This window comes from Streptomyces sp. NPDC001156 (assembly GCF_053598275.1).
The window spans coordinates 1-16,218 of the sequence record NZ_JBSFJX010000185.1 but is presented as its reverse complement, the minus strand read 5'-3'; the positions used below and the strand labels follow the sequence as shown (position 1 = coordinate 16,218).

The window sequence follows — 16,218 nt, the reverse complement described above, 5'->3', positions numbered from 1 at the left end:
GCGGGTTCTCCTTTGCCAGACGCAGAACCAGCTTCTTGAGCGCGGCGGCCGTGGGAGGGCGGCCGGTGCGGCGTCGGTCGGCGTAGTCCCACTTCCTGGCGATCAGCCTGCGGTGCCAGGCCAGCAGCGTCCCCGGCGTGACCGGGAAGACACAGCTCCAGCGCTGGCGCGGTATCAGCGACGACAGCGCGGCCAGCCAGAACCGGTCCGCGGGCTCGTAGCGGACCGGACCGGCGAGTTGCCGTCGCAGCACCGCGTTCTCGTGCCGCAGCACCAGCAGTTCGGCGTCCTTGGCCGTGTCCCGGCGCAGTAGGACCGCAGGCACGGACAGCAACGCCCGGGTGGCCCGGTACAGCAGCGAGATGATCACTGGTGCAGCATCCCAGCCACCGTCGAGGGATCTTGCACACGAGCTCCCACCTGCAGCGATGACTTTACGAGCCCCACACGGTGGGACAAGCTCACCCCGGAGCAGCGCGCCGCCCTCACCGCGCTCCGTGCCGGCCGCGACGCTCCCCCGCCCCAGACATCCGCGCCGGTGCCGGGCCCGACCAGCGGTCCGGCACCGGCCCACGACGAGCCCGTCCAGCCCGCCCCACCGGACGCACAAATTCCGGACGACCAGGACGACACCACGGCCCCGCACACCGCCGACAAGGACGAGGACACGTCGTCACAGCCCGCCGGCACGTCCCTGCGGTGGGCGGGTGTCTGGCCCATGCGCTTCCCCGCTCCAGCAAACCGGCCCGGTCCGAGGAAGAGCGCCAGGCCAACATCGCCCGCATCGCGCGGATGCACCGCGTCAACGAACTGGTGCGCTACCACACCAAGGACACCCTGCTGAGCATGGCCTACGAGGGCGGCCTGTCGCACGACGAACGTCCCGAGAAGTGGCGCAAGGAAGGGATCGCGAACGCCATCGTGGACATCGAACTCCGGGCTGCCGCGCAGCGTGCCCCAACCGCACCCCTGCCGCAACAGGACCCCCACAACGAGTGAAACACGATGCCTGTACGAGCGCGGCACCTGCCGTGCTGCCAGGCTGGCGGTCGGCGTGGGAATGACATGGTCTTTCGTCACTCATGCCAGCAACGGGTGAGCATCACCCGTCAGCGCCAACGACCAGGTCGCCGCGCCTGCACCACTGACGCTCAGATGACGAAGTTCAACTGACACTCCCCCGCAGACCATCAGACTCCGCACCAGCTGGCGCATCCTGCGCACCCCGGCCACCAAGACGCGGGCGCCAGCCCCCGTACGCGACCCGGACTGGGGCAACCACCGAAACACACAGGACAAGGGAGGAGCAGCATGAGCACCGAGCAACACGACCCGCACATGGACGAGCTGACCCGCATCAGCTGGCACCAGAGCGACGCGGTGACCGCGCGCATCACGGTGTTCGAGGCGCTCGCCGAGGCCGGCGTCCCTACAGCGCAGGCGGACCAGCTCGTCTCGCAACTGGAGGCCGGGGCGGTGGCCGGGGCGCACACCTGGGTGTCCGAGAGCAGCCCCCCCGCCGGTTCGGAGCAGGCCTTCGAGGACGGCTGGTTCAAGGGCGTGCGGGCGGTCGCGAGCTACCTGCTGCGCATCGCCGACACCGCCGCCGCCCAGCGCGGGCGTGCCGAGTCCAACGCCCAGCTGCTCACCCATCTCCGGCAGCCGGTCCCCCGCGTACCCCAGAGCGAGGTGTCGGCGCCGACCCCGACGCTCGATGCGAAGGAGATCCTGGCGGTGACTCAGCGGTTCACGTGGGCCTTGACGGACCCGGGCCACTTCCTCGTTCCCAAGGCCTCCCAGGAGATCCTGGCCGTCGCCCTCAGCGCCGTACGGGAGGGCGAGCGCGCCGGCTATGTACAGCGGCTGGAAGCGTTCGCCGACCGGCACCGCGAGCGCCTGGAGGAGATGCTGCGCGCGTACGGGCCAGGCAGCACGCCCGCCGAACACGGCCGGTACGCCCTGGTCGGCCAGCCCGAGAGCCTGGTGCTGTGCGAGCGGTTCGAGACCGCCCCGCTCCTCCTGGATGGGGTGTGGGACGCAGAGCTGGAGGACTTCCTGCTGGACGACCTGGCCTTCGCGTGGGGTGCCAGCCATCGCCGGTGACCCCAGGTGCAGAGAGCAGCAGCCGGTTGTAGACCCCCCGCCAGTTGCCGTACTTCTCCGGCAGCTGCACCCACTGTGCCCCGGTCTGAAACTTCCAGGCGATGGCGTCGATCACCTCTCGGTGGTCCCGCCACCGGCCACCCCGCTTCGGTGTCCGGTCCGGAAGCAACGGCTCGATCCGCGCCCACTGCGCGTCAGTCAACGGCACACCAGGACAAACGAGCAGACGATCCGAAGGGAGCGACTACACGCAGCCGGTGCCATCGGTTTTCCCGGCAGCTGTCCACCAGGACATCACCCGGGCAGCCATCGCTTCCGGCTCTGACGGAAGAGGGGTGAGACCGAAGGGGTCTTCCAGCTCATGCCGCAGGAACTCACCGATCTCCGCCTGGTCGGCGCCCCCCGGAGCCGCTGAAGGAGAGGGACGAGCATGCAGTCGTACTCGTCCTGCACCGCGTCAGCGACGCCGATCGGATCCCACTCATTGAGCAGATGCCGCAGGCCGTTCTCGGTGACGTCGGTCCCAGGTCGCATCGCTCCAGGGTGCCACCCCAGAACCGCCGTCATCACTCACCCCCACCTTGATCCAGAAGAAGCCGCCTACACCAGCCCCGCTCACCTGTGGCTGGGTAGCACCGCCGAAAACCGCGCGGAATGGGCCAGTCGGCACTGCACCACCACAGGCCCGCTCGCAGAACTCCGCGGGGCTGCTGGACGCACCCGCCTTATCGCCGCCGCCCGGGCTTGCTGCCGGAGAGGACCCAGCACGATCGGAGACCGGAATCACGCAGCAGAAGCCGCAGGACTCCCCTCCCACCTTGCGGGGGCGCCGCGGTTTTCGTGGCTGGCCGCGGTTGGGGCGGAGCCCCCTCGCCTCCTGGAGCGGCCTACCGCGCGCCAGGTTGTTCAGCTCGGTGATCGCGGTCCCTGCGTGCGGTGCTCACGCTTCCCCGTCGTCGCTTTCCCGGTCGCTGTGGGCGAGGCGCTCGCCCTGGCGAACGGGCGCGTCGGCTCCGCAGGGTCGGAAGCGGGCGAGGTATGCCGGGCTTGGGCCGCGGCGCTCGGTCAGGTGGAGGCCGGCGGCCTCGGCGAGCCGGTGCAGCCGGCCGAAGGGGATCCAGTGCCGGTCGAAGAACTCGCCGATCACCAGCCGCCCGCCTGGTGCCAGCACCCGTGCCGCCTCGCGCAGTACCCGATCCGGCTCGGGGATCTCGCCGAGCGCGGTCACGGCGTATACGGCGTCGAATGTCCCGTCGGCGTAGGGCAGTTCACGTGCGTCCGAGCGGGTGGGCCTGATCGTCGCCAGGCCGTCGCGCTCGGCGCGGCACATCACGTGGTCGAGCATCTCCTGCTGGATGTCGAGCACATCGAGCCGTCCCTCCGGCCCGAGCTGCGGGGCGACGTGCAGCGACTGCAGGCCCGTCCCCGGGCCGATCTCCAGGATCCGCTCCCCCGGCCGCGGTTGCAGTACGGCGTCCATCCGGTCGGCTGTCAGGAACGGCAACGGCACGTCGAGGAGGCCGCGTTGGGCGTACGGATAGGGCGCCGTGTCGCCCAGCCACCAGGCGGCGGCCAACGCGGCGCCCGCGCCGGCGGCGACCGCCCAGCGGGTCCGGGCCGGGATCGGGGCGACGGGGGCGGTGGTGATGCGGTGCATGGTGTTCTCCGGTGGATCGATTCGGTTCGTGATCGTTGTTCGTGGTATGCGGTCGGGCGGTCGGCGTCACGCGTGCCGGCTCAGCGCCCGCAGCGCCAGCCGGCCGCACAGCGCGGCGAGCGGCAGCTCGGCGCCGAGCGCCATGGCGACCGCGGTGGCGAAGTCGCCGCCCGGGGCCGCGGTCGTGGCGTCGAACCAGGCGTCCACCACAAGCAGCGTCGCGGTCGCGGCGGCTGCCAGGGCGTGCCGCCGGTCGCCGCGGGCGGCGAGGAGGCCGGTGGCGATCAGGCCGAGCGCCTCCAGCGCGTCGAGCCCGACCCAGGCGACCGGCCAGTGCGCCGCGGTCGCGGTGGCCGGCAGGCCGGTGGCCAGCACGTACAGCCACGGCAGCAGGGCGAGCCCGCAGGCGACCAGCAGCCACCCGGCCCGCCGCATGCCCCGCGCCGGGCGCGGCTCCTCCGCCTCTTCGTGGAGCGGGATGACCTCGGTGCGGCCGAAGTCCTCTGGGCTGGCCACTTCCTCATCGCACAACGCCAGTTGACGCATCCTCTTCCCCCGCTCTCCGTCGGCTGTCCCCTTCACGTGTTCCAGCCTCCGGCGTGCACTGGGGCGCCGTCAGTCACGCAGGGTTCCGACCCGGGGTGGAGATAAGTGCACCCCCGAACCGGGCGGGAGCGTCATGGCATGGGGATGGCCTGCGGCTTTACCGTTTGACGCATGCAACTCACGACGTGGCTGCAGCTGGTGCTGGGCCGGCCGTTCCGCAGGGCGGGACACCGGACCGCGCTCGTCGCCGCCGGCCTGCCGCTCCACCTCGCCGTGGTGCCACTGTGGCTCTGGCTGGTCGGCACGATGGCGGCGTTGGTGCCGGCCGTGACTCCGCTGCCCGTGCTGCTCACGCTCGTGGTGACACCCCTGCTGACCGTCGGGCAGCGGCGGCGCTACCGGGCGCTCGTCGGCAAGGACCTCCCGCGCCCCGCCGTACCCGGGCCGGGACGCAACTGGAAGTCGGCGGTGCGCCGGCTGACCACGCGGGCCTTGTGGCGGCAGGTCTGCTACCACGCCGTGGCGGGTCCGCTGTTCGCCGTCCTGGACCTCGCCGTCCTCGCCGTCTGGGCCGTCGCTCTCGTGGCCGCCTCCATCTACGTGTGGATCTGGGCGCTGCCCCCGCAGTGGCGGGTCACCGACGTCGGGTACACCACGCAGGCCGCGTACATCACCGCCGGCGGTCTCGCCCTGCTGTTCCTCGGGCCCCGGCTGACCGGCGCTCTGGTGCGGCTGGAGACCCGGGCGGCCGAGGTCCTGCTCGGCCCCAGCCGAACGGAGAAGCTGGCCCGCCGGGTAGCCGACCTCGCCGAGAGCCGGGCCGGTGTGCTCGACGCCGCCGACGCCGAGCGGCGGCGGATCGAGCGCGACCTGCACGACGGCGCGCAGCAGCGCCTCGTCTCACTCGCCGTCAACCTGGGCCTGGCCAGGTCCACCCTCGGCGACCTGCCGGAGGACGCCCGCAAGGTGATCGACGAGGCGCACCGCGAGGCGAAGGAGGCGATCGCCGAGCTGAACAGCCTGGTGCGCGGTCTGCATCCGGCCGTCCTTGAGGACCGCGGCCTCGACGCCGCGCTGTCCGGGGTCGCCGCCCGCCTCCCGATCCCGGTGCACGTGGCGGTGGACCTGCCGCAGCGCCCCTCACCCACGGTCGAGGCCGTCGCGTACTTCGTGGTCTCCGAAGCCCTGACGAACGTGGTCAAACACGCCCAGGCGACCCGGGCGGACGTGACCGTGGAGCGGATCGGGGAGACACTGCTGGTGGTCGTCGCGGACGACGGCGCGGGCGGCGCGGATCTCGCGGCGGCCGGCGGTGGCACCGGGCTCGCCGGGCTCGCCAAGCGCGTCGCGTCCGTCGACGGCACGTTTTCCTGCCGCAGCCCCGCCGGGGGCCCGACCGTCATCACCGTGGAGCTGCCGTGCGCGCCGTGATCGCCGAGGATTCCCTCTTGCTGCGCATCGGCGTGGTCAAGGTGCTGGAGGTGGCCGGCTTCGAGATGTGCGCGCAAGTCGCCGACGCAGAAGGGCTGCTAGCGGCCGTCGAGGAGCACCGTCCCGACATCGCCGTGGTCGACGTGCGCATGCCGCCCGGCTTCACCGACGAGGGAGTGCGCGCCGCGCTGGTGATCCGCCGCCAGTACCCGCGTACCGCCGTGCTCCTGCTGTCGCAGTACGTGGAGGAGCGGTACGCGGCCGATCTGCTCGCCGCCAACACCTCGGGCGTCGGCTATCTGCTCAAGCAGCGGGTCGCCGACGTCGAGGAGTTCGCCGAGGCGGTACGCCGGGTGGCGGCCGGCGGCACCGCGCTCGACTCGCAGGTCGTCGCGCAGCTGCTGGTGCGCCGGCACAGCGATCCGCTCGACCGGCTGACGCCGCGCGAGCGGGAGGTGCTGGAGCTGATGGCGGGCGGCCGGTCCAACTCCGGCGTCGCCGCCGAGCTGGTCGTGAGCGAGAGCGCGGTCGCCAAGCACATCAACAGCATCTTCACCAAGCTCGACCTGCCCAAGGCCGACGCCGACCACCGCCGCGTCCTAGCGGTGCTGCGCTTCCTGGGCGTTGCGACCGCATAGTGCGCGATCACGCCCCCATGCCCACAACACGGTCGAACGCTGCATCAACCGCTTGAAACAGTGGCGAGGCATCGCCACCCGCTACGAGAAGACAGCAGCCATCTACCTGGCCGGACTCCACGTTGCGAGCATCTTCCTCTGGTCAGCCAGGTGATCCAAACGAAACCGCCTAACTCACTTGCAGATAACATCCGTGCCTGAGGCGAGCAAGCGCTGCAGGTCGGCAGCGAGCAAGGAGTGCAGGATGGCTACTGAGCTGCCCTTGGAGGAAATCCGTCTCAGTGCGCTTGTCAGTCGGCGGAGTCAGCTCCCCCTCAGCCCGCCCCTTTCTGCCCCCGAGGCGTTACCCTTCGGCGAGCTGTCCCCGGCTGTGTTCGAGCGCGTGGTCGGCGAGGTCATGTGGCTTGTCGACGGGATGAACGACATCCGCGGCTACGGCCGATCCGGACAGGACCAGGGCGGACTCGACCTCATCGGCAGGCGGAAAGGGCAGACGCACGTCTACCAGGCGCGCAGGATACTCTCCCTGCAGGCGCCCGCACTCCGTGCGGCCGTCACCGACTTCACCGGCCTACCCCGCACTACGACCCCTGATAAGGGATGGTCCGAGCGACGGTTCGAGGCGGTGCGTTTTGTCCTGGCAACGGGGTGCGTCGTCGATGACACTGCCGTGGAAGACGAGCTTGTCGCCCTGCAGGAGAAGTACCAGGGCGACATAGAGATTGATCTGTACGACGCACGCGCTCTTTCCCGGTTCCTGCGGGAACGCCCGTACCTTGTCGCTGGCGTCTTCGGTCCAGAGTGGGCCAAGGCATTCTGCGGGGCGGAGACGCCTCCGGTTCCGTCCCTGCCGCATGGCTACGCGCTGTTGAACGACCCGCTCGAGCACCTGGGCCTAGCGGACGCCCTGCACCGCGCTCAGCAACTCGCGGGGACGGAGCCAGGGCCGGCTGCCGAGCTCTTCGGAGAATTGGCGCATGAACTTGAACAGGCCTCGTTTACCGGGCATGCCGGCCAGCTACGCACTCGGCAGCGCGACCTGCTGGCGTCCGCGGGACAGGCCGACGCGGCATTCACCGTCGCAGCTAAGTTGATGCTTGACCGGTACGAGGCCGGCGATCGCATGTTCGTGGATGAGCGCCTGGAGCGGCTGGCTTCTGACGCTGGCGGCACGGCACCCGACATCTACGTGGTCTTGAAGGCGCTGGCGGACTGGTTCGAGTACGGATATGACCTCGCGCCGGTGACCACCGCGCTTGTGGCTGTAGTGCACGTGGGCGAGCCCTTGGCACCCCGCTTGGTGCTGGCGGTAATCGAGCAGATCGTTGTCGACGAAGACCCCGACGATCATCCGGCAAGGCTGTCTGATCTGGCTTCCCAGGTTGTCACCTCTCAGACAGGGCTTCTGCGGATTCGCTTGGAGTGCTGTCTGGCGGACCTGGCCGTACGAGCCGGACAGAGCCCGGAAGAGGCCTATGCCGACCTCGACCGGCGCGCTCTGGGCGGTCGCATACCGGAACGGTTCGCGGTCTTGGTGCACATGCGCCGCGGACGCGCCCTGGCCCTTGCAGACCTCGGAAGCGAAGCCATCGAGGCCTACCGGCGCGCTGTACTGGCCGCTACCCGAGAGGGCCTGGGAGGCGACGCCCGGCACGCCCTGCGGTCCATCTCTTTTCTGTCCGATCAGTACAACGTCGGATTCAGGGAATCGTCCCAGGCCATGCTCTCGGCCCGCACGGTCGGCGCCAAGGGCGCGCGACTCATCGACCTCTCTTTCAACCCGGCCGTCAGCGCGCTGGAAGCCCTGGTCGACGACAAACTGCCGGACGCCTTACGAGCCTCGCACCAGTGGCTGTGGCAGGACCGGATCTCCGGTGCACTGACCGACGAGATCCTCGCCCACCAGCGCTACGGCGAAGTCTTCAACCGCGCCGGCGAAAGGAAGCGCGCCGTGCATCGCTTCGTCCTTGCCGGCCGCAGGAGGGACGCGCACTCCGCCGCCGAATCGGTTCCCGAGTTCCTCGATGTACGCGACCTCTTGGAGGTGAGAGCACGGTGGGTATGCAGCACAGCGGCAGCGGTGATCGGCCAACAGGCAGACCTTATTCCTGATGACGCCGTCGCGAGCATCGCCGCCCGCTTGACGGACATCATCACGGGCCCGCAGTCGGGGCTGACGGGCATCCATCCAGTCATGCAGGCTCTCGGAGCGCTTGGAGCACTCAATGAGCGGCTGCCGGCGGAGTCAGCGCAACAGGTCCTGCCCTTGTTGGTCGAATGGATTCCCAGAGAGCCGAACACCTACCGGTACACCGATGAGCAGATGCTGGCCTTCCTCGGTGCCTGCATCAAGGCCGAACTGCCCGTAGCAGACCGGGCCGTCCAAGCCTTGCTGGATGCATGGAAGCTCGACATAAAAGGCGCTGACGGTCTGCTTGCCGGCCTCCATGCCCACCTGTCGGCGGCCGTGCCAGTGGTACGCGAACGAGCGCAGGAGGGACACCGCGGGGCCGTGGCCCTCTTGGCCAACTGGCGGGTGGACGACCCGTCTGTCGCCGAGACCGCGCGGGAGCTGGCCTACACCGTTCTGGCCGAACCGGTGGGGACCGTCCGCTCCTTCTATTTCATGGGCTCCGTCGCGCGGCAGTGCGCGGAATTCCTCATGGCGTGCTCCGACGACCAGAGCACCGTGGGCACAGGCGAGCCGACCAGACTCTTGCGTGAACGCGTCGCAGCACACCTGCTGCTGTGGGCTGAAGACCGCAACGACACGGCCGACCGACGCTCCGACGCCGTTCACGCGCTGTCCATCCTCGCTGAAACCCTGCCGGCGCCCGTGCGAGATGACATGTTCGAACGGCTCATGGGCCTGTACCAAGATCCTGGAGAGCACCCGGCCGACGCCTTCGACCGACGCACCCAGCACCCCCTGAGCCGCATGAAGATCAATACTGGAGCAGACTGGCGTCTGTCCGCAGAGATCCTGCACGCCACCGCCGTCTTCGCCACCACCGCCGAGCAAGCCATCCACGTCGAACAGCGCCTGCTCCCACTGCTGACCCATCCCGAACAAAAACGAGGCCACGGCTGGCTGCAGGCACGGACCATGCTCGCACTCGACCGCCTGGCCCCCGCGCCGACGTCCCTGATGGCCACCCACCCCTCACAGTTCGTGCGGCAGACTGCCGTGATCTGCTGGGGCCGCGCCGATCACCGGGATCCTTCTCTGGCACGCATCTTCGCCGAGGACTCCAACACCGGCGTCCGCCACTGCCTGGCCCACACCCTCGCTGAATTCCCCCCAGACGAACGCCTCAAGTACGAGGCCATCACCGAACGACTCCGCACCGACAACAGCGCACGCGTCCGCCAAGCCGCCGCGCAGATCCCATGAGCAGGACCAGTCCCTCACCGGCTCCAGGCCGGTCAGTGCCTCCTCATCCACAGGTGCGCCGGACCCGGTCTCGGCGGCAGCTGCGCTGCCGCGCAGCCGACGAGCGGTGACTCGTGGGATGCTGTCGCCGCGGGGCAACTGGCTAGCAGTGCGAGCCCAGAAGGCCGGGGGAGCTGTGAGACAGGGATTGCTGGCGGGAGTCGTCGGTGCTGCGAGCGGCGTGGGGTTGGGCGTGTACACGTTCCGTTCTGTGCAGGTCATCCCTGAAGGCTCGGCAGCGATCGTCGAACGGTTCGGGCGCTACTCGAGGACGCTGGAATCCGGGCTGCACCGCATAGACCCCTACATCGACACCATCCGCAATCGCATCGACCTGCGGCGCCAGACCGTGCCGATTCCTGTCTTCGTCGAGACAGGCGCGGACGACGACGAGTTGCGCCTCAATGCGATGGTGCACTATCAGGTGAGCGACCCCTATACCGCCACGTACGGCATCGCCAGCTACATCCAGGCCCTCGACCAGGTGATGCGCCATGAGATCGTCCAGGGTCTGCGCGGCCTGAACGGCGACTTCGCGACTGCTGCAGTCGAGGAGCTCCGCATTCGAATCGAGCAGCATCTACAGGAAGCAGCCGTCGACTGGGGGCTGACCGTCCACTGGTTCGGCCTGATGTTCGGCGACGTCCCCGTCACCTCCGACCGCGGAGCCCAAGCCCCCCGCCCCGGGATCGTCATCAACGCCATGGAGGTGCACAACCACATGAGCCGATTCGGCGACACTCACATCACCGGCAATGCCCAACTCGGAGACTTCAACAGCCTGGACGCGCGCAGCGTCCAGGGTCTGCCTGCCGACCAGGTGCTACACCTGGCGGCCGCCCTGGTGAGCCTGGTGCGGGCACAGGCTTCCTCCTCTAAGGATGTCGACCCGGCCATTATCACCTGGGCAGAAGACTTCGAGGACGAAGTGCAGAGTGCCCAGAACGAGGACCGGTCACCGAACATCGGTCGTCTGCGGCGTGCAGCCACGCAGATCACCGCCGGTCTGACAGCCACCACGGCCCTCGGAGAGCAGATCGAGACTCTGATCGAACAGCTACGACGCGCCCTTGGGCTGTAGGGCCCAAGACCATCACCGGCGAACCGTGCGACGCGGCCCGCATTCGTCGGGGAAGCGTACCGTCACGGTCTGTTTGCCTCTGGTTGGCGGAGACGAGTGCCGCCAACCAGCACGCCCAGCCGCACCCGACCCCACGTCGAACTGCGATCAAGCACCTCAGCCCGCCGGTCTGACGCTCCTTGCTGCCCCGGCCACTTCACGGAACTGCGGGAACCGCTCGGCCTTTGGGTCCAACACGTCGATCAAAGCGATGAGCTTCTGTTGGAGTTCGGCAAGCCGGGGCACAGCCGGCGCCGTGTCCTGTGCGAGCCGGTCGACGTCCGCGAGGAGCGGGGCGAACCACCGCCGGAAGGCCTCGTCACCATCAAGCTTCTCGCAGAATTCGGCGTAACCCAGGCACCTGCGCTGGCCTGGTTGACCCTCGGGATGCACCATCAGCTCGCCGACGGCCCGCTGCTCAGCACGCCACAGACGCAGAACGTTGCTGGCTGCAGAAGTACGGTTCAGCACCGCACCGATGGTTGAGATCACCGTCACGGCGCGCTGGCTGGCCCGTGACTGCCCGAGGTCGAGGAACTGAATATCGGGCCGCAGGATCTCCACCCACCCCAAGTACTCGGCAAGCACGAACACCGTGCTGCGGCGCACGTACTCCCGCTCCTCCAGGGTGCCTTGAAGGTGGAAAGAAGTCAGGAAGCCGCGAGAAGGCCCCGATGAGAGATCGACCTCGTGGCCGTACAGAACGTTATACAACCTTGCCTGCAAGTCGTACGCAGCCCAGGCCAGCGAGGCGCCGTAGGAATCCATCAGGTTCTGTCGCTCAACCAACCGCAGGCGCCGCTGCGCCCAGTAACCGAGCCCCGCCGTCGTCGCCGCGCCGACCAGCGCCACGAGCGCGGACACCACCGTCAGCGCATCCATCGTCCCACCCCCTGAACTACCGCACCCAGCCAGCTGCTTGCGTCAGCCGACTCGAAGGACCGGCCGAAGTCTCGTGGTCAGCGGGGCCGACAGCTGCAGCCTTGGCATCTTTGCCGAGGGATGTTGCCCGGGGAAGAAGATGAGTGCCAGCGGCCCAGTGCCCGTGGCGCGCCGGTCCAGGCCGGCCCGGCCTGGACCGCGGGCACCGTCAGGCGTGCAGGCCGAAGGTGCCGCGGCGGTGGCAGGCGACGAGGCTGGTGGCCTCCATGAGGGCATACATGCTGGTGGGGCCGACGAAGGTGAAGGGCCAAGGCGGCGATACCCGATCGGCTGCGCCGCTGCGCCGCCGCAGTGGTGAGCATCAGGCTGCCGTCCAGAGCTGCTGAAGTGCTACCCAGGCCCACCGGATGGTGCGGTGTCACGCAGAGGCTTCTCGATCGTCGGCGATCTTTCGCACTGCTCGCGCGCATGCCGCCCACCGGCGGCCATCCCGCGTGCGCACAACTTTGGTCGGCGCCTCATCGCAGTTTCTGCCGTGCCAGGTACAACGCCCCTCACGGAAGGACACGCTCCCGGGATCCAGATCCCCTGGGAAGTCGGGCCACTCGTCCGCCATCGTCATGCTTCCACGCTAGCCGGATCCGACCGGCCGCGTGCCCTCCTTGTTCACGCCTCGCTCGCCGTCGGGCTCACGAAGACCGCAAGGCAGCGGAACTCGCCTCCTACGCCCCCCAGCTCGGCATACGGGCGCCAGACAAGAGGGTACGCGCCCCGCAGCACGCAGGTGTTGGGGGTGTACGCACCGCCGGCCCACAGGAGCGTGCCGCTCAGTGTGCGCCCCTCATGGATTCTGAAGTCGTCGTCCCTCGTTCGCGCCCGGCCGGGCGGCTGGGGCTGCCACAAGGACACGTCGTTCGTCACGAGCAGCGCCAGGCCGTTCTGGTCCTCTCGGTCGCAGAAGCGTTCCAGTCTCGCCACGTCGCGCACGAAGTCCCGCCGCGCCAGGTCCGGCGCGCCGTGGTTGCGCAGGTCGTACTCCTCGGAGGGTGTCCCGGCCAGGCCTGTCCACCGTCGGGTGACGTACTTGAATTCGATCGCCGTTCGGCCTACCGGTCCCAGGCACAGCAGGTCCAGGTATTCGGTCCGGTCGGGCCCGCGCCGTGGCACCTCCAGGCGGGACCGTACGTCTGGCGCCGCCTCCCACAATGCCCTGGCGAAGCCATGCTGTAGATCGGCTTCGGAGTGGAACGCCGGTCTGCGTGCGCGTAGGTGTGCCAGGACGTCGTCCAACGGGATCTGGCCCGCGATCGTCTCCCGGGTGGAACGCGGGGGCGAGGGTGTCGGCGTGGTCACCGGGCCATTGAACTCGTACCCACCCGCATAGGCCAAGCCGTCAACCTCAAGCTGATCAAGGCGCCGGACGAAAGGCCTCGGTCCGCGAGCAGTTCAGTCGCCCCCACAAGCCGCCGCCTGACCTGCAGAGAACAGTCATGATGCGTGGCGGAATGAGGCGGCCGGGCCGATGACACCGGGGGCGAACTTGTCGCGGATGCGGTCGCTGACCTCTTCGGCGACCAGGCGTGCTTGGCGGGGGCGGTCCAGGCTGATCTGCTGGGCGATCTGGCCGGCGTCTGCCAGATCCTCGGCCTTGAGAACCAGACCGGTCAGGCGGCCGCGTGGCAGGCCCGCGGCATCAATCAGCCGGTACGCCATGACGCGCAAGTCCTCTTCGTGTGCGGTGACCTCGGGCAGGCGGCGGGGCTTGTCCCACGAGGGTCCGCCGGCGAACCGCAGTGTCAGCGTCAGCGCGCGGGCTACCTGGCCACGGTGGCGCAGCAGGTGTCCGAGCTGGACAACCAGATCGAGTAGAGCGGCGCTCACTGGAGCGCTCACACACAAGATCGTCGCCGCCGCACAATCCGCCTCCCGCGGCCACAGAGAATCGCTACATCCCGAAGGGTCAGAGGGCTGACCTCGTCGCCCCGGGGGATGCCCCCGTTGGCAGCCGGTCCCTACCTTCACCCGTACGGGCATCCCTGCGCATCGCGACGGCTTTATGCCTTCCTGAAAGTGGCGGGGAAAGGTTGAGGCATCGGAACGCGTCAGGGCCGCACCCGAACCTCGGGTGCGGCCCCCTGTCTAGGTTCATCCGGGCAATGCGGCCAGTCCTTGGCGGGGATGCGGGCGGCGATCTCCCACGCCCGCCGCGCCGCCTCGCGGGACATCAGCCTGCGGCCTGGGCGACTGCCCGCTGCGGCCTGCCTCACTCACTCGGAGAGCCGGCCGGCCACCGGCAACGTTCAATCGCCACGGGCCTCTACGAGCGCGATGCCGGGGTTGTTGTTCTTGTGGGACGGGCATGGCTTCACAGCAGGTGACACGACGGGTCTGAGGGGGGCGCCGTGGCTCGCAATAAGTCCTTGACTACTCAGTTGCTGCAGGCCTACCAGGAAGCGAAGAAAGCCAAGGCTGCCGAGGAAAAACGGCTGCAGCAGGAAGAGGCCCGCAGGGCCCGGGCCGCGGAACAAGAGCGCCTGCGCAAGGAGAGGGACGCGGCCAAGCAGGAGCGCGAGCAGGCGCAGCGGTGGGCGGCGGCGCAGCGGGAGAAGAAGCGTCAGGACGCGGAGCGCAAGCAGAAGGTGGAGCAGGTCGAGCGGGATCTGGCCCGCCGGCAGGCGGCGCGGGAGAGAGAGGCCGAGCAGAAGAAGAAGGAGCAGGCCCGGCGGGTGCAGCAGGCGGCGCGGCTGGCCAAGCAGGAGCAGGTCGAACAGATGAAGGCCGAAGCACAGCAGCGGACCGACGAGGTGCAGGCGCGCCAGGCAGCGTTGCACCGAGTACTCATGGACCGCTCGCCCGGCCCGCGTGATCACCGTGAGGCTGTGGAGCAGGCACTGGCCGGAGGGGCGACGGCCTTCGTGGAGGCGGTAGAGGACGTGCTGGCCGAGTGCGAGTATCCGCCGGGGCTACGCCGGGCGTGGCGGCTGGCGTATGCGCCCGAATCCGGTGAGCTGATGGTGGATGTGGACCTGCCCGGGCAGGACGTGATCCCGTCCGCGACCGGCTACCGGTACAAGGCGGCCGACCCGCCGGCGGTGGTACCGCAGCCGCGGAAGGAAGCGGACACCAAGGAGCTGTACAAGCAGCTCGTCGCCCGCCTCGCGCTACGCGCTGTGGACGAGGTCCTCGCCGTGACCCCGCCTGCCCTGGTCAGCTCAGTGGCGTTCAACGGACACGTGCAAGCCAAGGACCGGGCCACCGGCAAGGACATCCGCCCGTGCCTGGTCAGCGTCCGCACCGAACGCGGCACCTTCGACGAGCTCGTACTGGACGAGCCCGAGCTCGACCCGGTGCTGTGCCTGCGCCATCTGAACGCGATCGTCTCCCAGCACCCCTACGACCTCGAGCCCGTCCGGCCCGTGGTGACGTTCGACCTGAGCAAGTACAAGTTCATCGAGGAGATCGACGTCGTTGCCGGCCTCGACAGCCGCCCCGACCTGATCGCCCTGGACCCCTCGGAATTCGAGCACCTGGTGCGCCGCCTGTTCGAGGCAATCGGCCTCAAGACCTGGGTCACCCAGGCCTCCCGCGACGACGGCATCGACGCGGTCGCCACCAACGAAGACCCCATCATCGGCGGACTGTGCATCATCCAGGCCAAGCGCTACAAGAACGTCGTCCCCACCGAAGCCATCCGCGCCCTGGCCGGCGTCATGCACGACAAAGCAGCCGCCAAAGGCATTCTCGTCACCACCTCCTGGTTCGGCACCGCCAGCAAAGAATTCGCCCAGCGCACCGGCCGCATGGAACTCATCGACGGCCGAGGCCTCAAAGCCCTCCTCCAAGAACACCTCAACATCGACGCCCTCATCGGACTCCCCAAACTCCCCGCCGGCTGGCACCCCCGCGACCTCCGCTGACCAAATCAACGACACCACACGACACCACCCGGTCCACCAACGACCAGATCGAGCAGGGCGGCGCGGACTTCGGTGCCGTCGAGGGTGCGCCGGGGGAAAGCACAGCTGACGGTGACGGGGGCGGAGGATCTTCCCAGGCGCCGTGGAGGCCATCGCCCCGCGCTGAGAAGCTGCAGGCCAGATCCGGAATCCTATTTCCGAGCGGGACAGGCCGCAAGCGGTGGACCATGCGCTGGAAGGCACCCCTGAACGCGTTACAGATCGCCTTCGAGGGCCGCCTGACCCCGAGCAACAACTGACACCTCAACAACCAAGATCAGCCGTTAAAAATTGACACACCCGGACGAGTCCGCAGCGGGCGGGGACTACTCGAAGGTCTCGGACTGCAACGTCGAGATCCGCGGGCACAAGGACCACCGCCCAAGACGGCGGTGAGCAGCCTCGGAAGGCAACCGGTACCGCAGCTCTCTCACCCGCGTCCCACCCCAGAA

Annotated in this window: 13 protein-coding genes and 3 pseudogenes; 8 read left to right on the top strand and 8 right to left on the bottom strand. The window is 68.9% G+C overall.

The annotated features are described in order from the left end of the window. Positions 1-370, bottom strand: a pseudogene (locus ACWDA7_RS41545) (hypothetical protein); the annotation flags it as partial. A 329-nt stretch (positions 371-699) separates the two neighbouring features. On the opposite strand from ACWDA7_RS41545, the gene ACWDA7_RS41540 reads away from it, so the two are divergent. Both ACWDA7_RS41540 and ACWDA7_RS41535 read left to right on the top strand, forming a co-directional pair. Continuing rightward, a complete protein-coding gene (locus ACWDA7_RS41540) occupies positions 700-999 on the top strand; it encodes a hypothetical protein (protein WP_450611860.1) in 300 nt (99 codons plus the stop codon). A gap of 312 nt (positions 1,000-1,311) precedes the next feature. Continuing rightward, positions 1,312-2,103: a hypothetical protein gene (locus tag ACWDA7_RS41535; RefSeq protein WP_450611859.1), complete on the top strand. Its 792-nt coding sequence runs from the start codon at positions 1,312-1,314 to the stop codon at positions 2,101-2,103. Between the two features lie 31 nt (positions 2,104-2,134). Here ACWDA7_RS41535 and ACWDA7_RS41530 read toward each other — a convergent pair. The 4 genes and pseudogenes from ACWDA7_RS41530 to ACWDA7_RS41515 all read right to left on the bottom strand — a co-directional run. Further along, positions 2,135-2,311 (bottom strand): annotated as a pseudogene (locus ACWDA7_RS41530) (transposase); the annotation flags it as partial. Positions 2,312-2,397: 86 nt separating this feature from the next. Then, positions 2,398-2,637, bottom strand: a complete 240-nt coding sequence (locus ACWDA7_RS41525; protein WP_450611857.1) for a hypothetical protein — start codon at positions 2,635-2,637, stop codon at positions 2,398-2,400. A 406-nt stretch (positions 2,638-3,043) separates the two neighbouring features. Then, entirely contained in the window at positions 3,044-3,760 is a 717-nt protein-coding gene (locus ACWDA7_RS41520; protein WP_450611855.1) for a class I SAM-dependent methyltransferase, read from the bottom strand. Positions 3,761-3,826: 66 nt separating this feature from the next. Continuing rightward, on the bottom strand, positions 3,827-4,342 hold the full coding sequence (locus ACWDA7_RS41515) for a hypothetical protein (protein ID WP_450611853.1): 516 nt from the start codon (positions 4,340-4,342) through the stop codon (positions 3,827-3,829). 135 nt (positions 4,343-4,477) lie between these two features. Between ACWDA7_RS41515 and ACWDA7_RS41510 the strand changes: the two genes are divergently transcribed. From ACWDA7_RS41510 to ACWDA7_RS41490, 5 genes and pseudogenes are all read left to right on the top strand, one after another. Further along, positions 4,478-5,737, top strand: coding sequence for a histidine kinase (locus ACWDA7_RS41510; protein WP_450611852.1), 1,260 nt, complete (start codon positions 4,478-4,480; stop codon positions 5,735-5,737). After that, positions 5,725-6,375, top strand: coding sequence for a response regulator transcription factor (locus ACWDA7_RS41505; protein ID WP_450611850.1), 651 nt, complete (start codon positions 5,725-5,727; stop codon positions 6,373-6,375). The genes ACWDA7_RS41510 and ACWDA7_RS41505 overlap by 13 nt, the downstream gene beginning before the upstream one ends. A 25-nt stretch (positions 6,376-6,400) precedes the next feature. After that, a pseudogene (locus ACWDA7_RS41500) lies at positions 6,401-6,529 on the top strand (IS5/IS1182 family transposase); the annotation flags it as partial. Positions 6,530-6,619: 90 nt separating this feature from the next. Then, complete coding sequence (locus ACWDA7_RS41495; RefSeq protein ID WP_450611848.1) at positions 6,620-9,769, top strand: HEAT repeat domain-containing protein; 3,150 nt, start codon at positions 6,620-6,622, stop codon at positions 9,767-9,769. Between the two features lie 187 nt (positions 9,770-9,956). Further along, positions 9,957-10,889, top strand: a complete 933-nt coding sequence (locus ACWDA7_RS41490; protein WP_450611846.1) for an SPFH domain-containing protein — start codon at positions 9,957-9,959, stop codon at positions 10,887-10,889. A 156-nt stretch (positions 10,890-11,045) separates the two neighbouring features. Here the strand turns inward: ACWDA7_RS41490 and ACWDA7_RS41485 are convergent, their stop codons facing one another. From ACWDA7_RS41485 to ACWDA7_RS41475, 3 genes are all read right to left on the bottom strand, one after another. After that, positions 11,046-11,810 carry a hypothetical protein gene (locus tag ACWDA7_RS41485; RefSeq protein WP_450611844.1) on the bottom strand — a complete coding sequence of 255 codons (765 nt, stop codon included), beginning with the start codon at positions 11,808-11,810 and terminating at the stop codon, positions 11,046-11,048. A gap of 666 nt (positions 11,811-12,476) precedes the next feature. Then, a complete protein-coding gene (locus ACWDA7_RS41480) occupies positions 12,477-13,163 on the bottom strand; it encodes a hypothetical protein (protein ID WP_450611842.1) in 687 nt (228 codons plus the stop codon). A gap of 135 nt (positions 13,164-13,298) precedes the next feature. Continuing rightward, positions 13,299-13,703 carry a DinB/UmuC family translesion DNA polymerase gene (locus ACWDA7_RS41475; protein ID WP_450611840.1) on the bottom strand — a complete coding sequence of 135 codons (405 nt, stop codon included), beginning with the start codon at positions 13,701-13,703 and terminating at the stop codon, positions 13,299-13,301. A 527-nt stretch (positions 13,704-14,230) separates the two neighbouring features. Between ACWDA7_RS41475 and ACWDA7_RS41470 the strand changes: the two genes are divergently transcribed. Further along, positions 14,231-15,727: a restriction endonuclease gene (locus ACWDA7_RS41470; protein ID WP_450611838.1), complete on the top strand. Its 1,497-nt coding sequence runs from the start codon at positions 14,231-14,233 to the stop codon at positions 15,725-15,727. Positions 15,728-16,218: the final 491 nt, after the last annotated feature.

Excerpts from the sequence above, each read along its gene's own strand:
- ACWDA7_RS41535 (WP_450611859.1), top strand. The coding sequence starts at position 1,312 with ATGAGCACCGAGCAACACGACCCGCACATGGACGAGCTGACCCGCATC.
- ACWDA7_RS41525 (WP_450611857.1), bottom strand. The coding sequence starts at position 2,637 with ATGCGACCTGGGACCGACGTCACCGAGAACGGCCTGCGGCATCTGCTC.
- ACWDA7_RS41520 (WP_450611855.1), bottom strand. The coding sequence starts at position 3,760 with ATGCACCGCATCACCACCGCCCCCGTCGCCCCGATCCCGGCCCGGACC.
- ACWDA7_RS41510 (WP_450611852.1), top strand. The coding sequence starts at position 4,478 with ATGCAACTCACGACGTGGCTGCAGCTGGTGCTGGGCCGGCCGTTCCGC.
- ACWDA7_RS41495 (WP_450611848.1), top strand. The coding sequence starts at position 6,620 with ATGGCTACTGAGCTGCCCTTGGAGGAAATCCGTCTCAGTGCGCTTGTC.
- ACWDA7_RS41485 (WP_450611844.1), bottom strand. The coding sequence starts at position 11,810 with ATGGATGCGCTGACGGTGGTGTCCGCGCTCGTGGCGCTGGTCGGCGCG.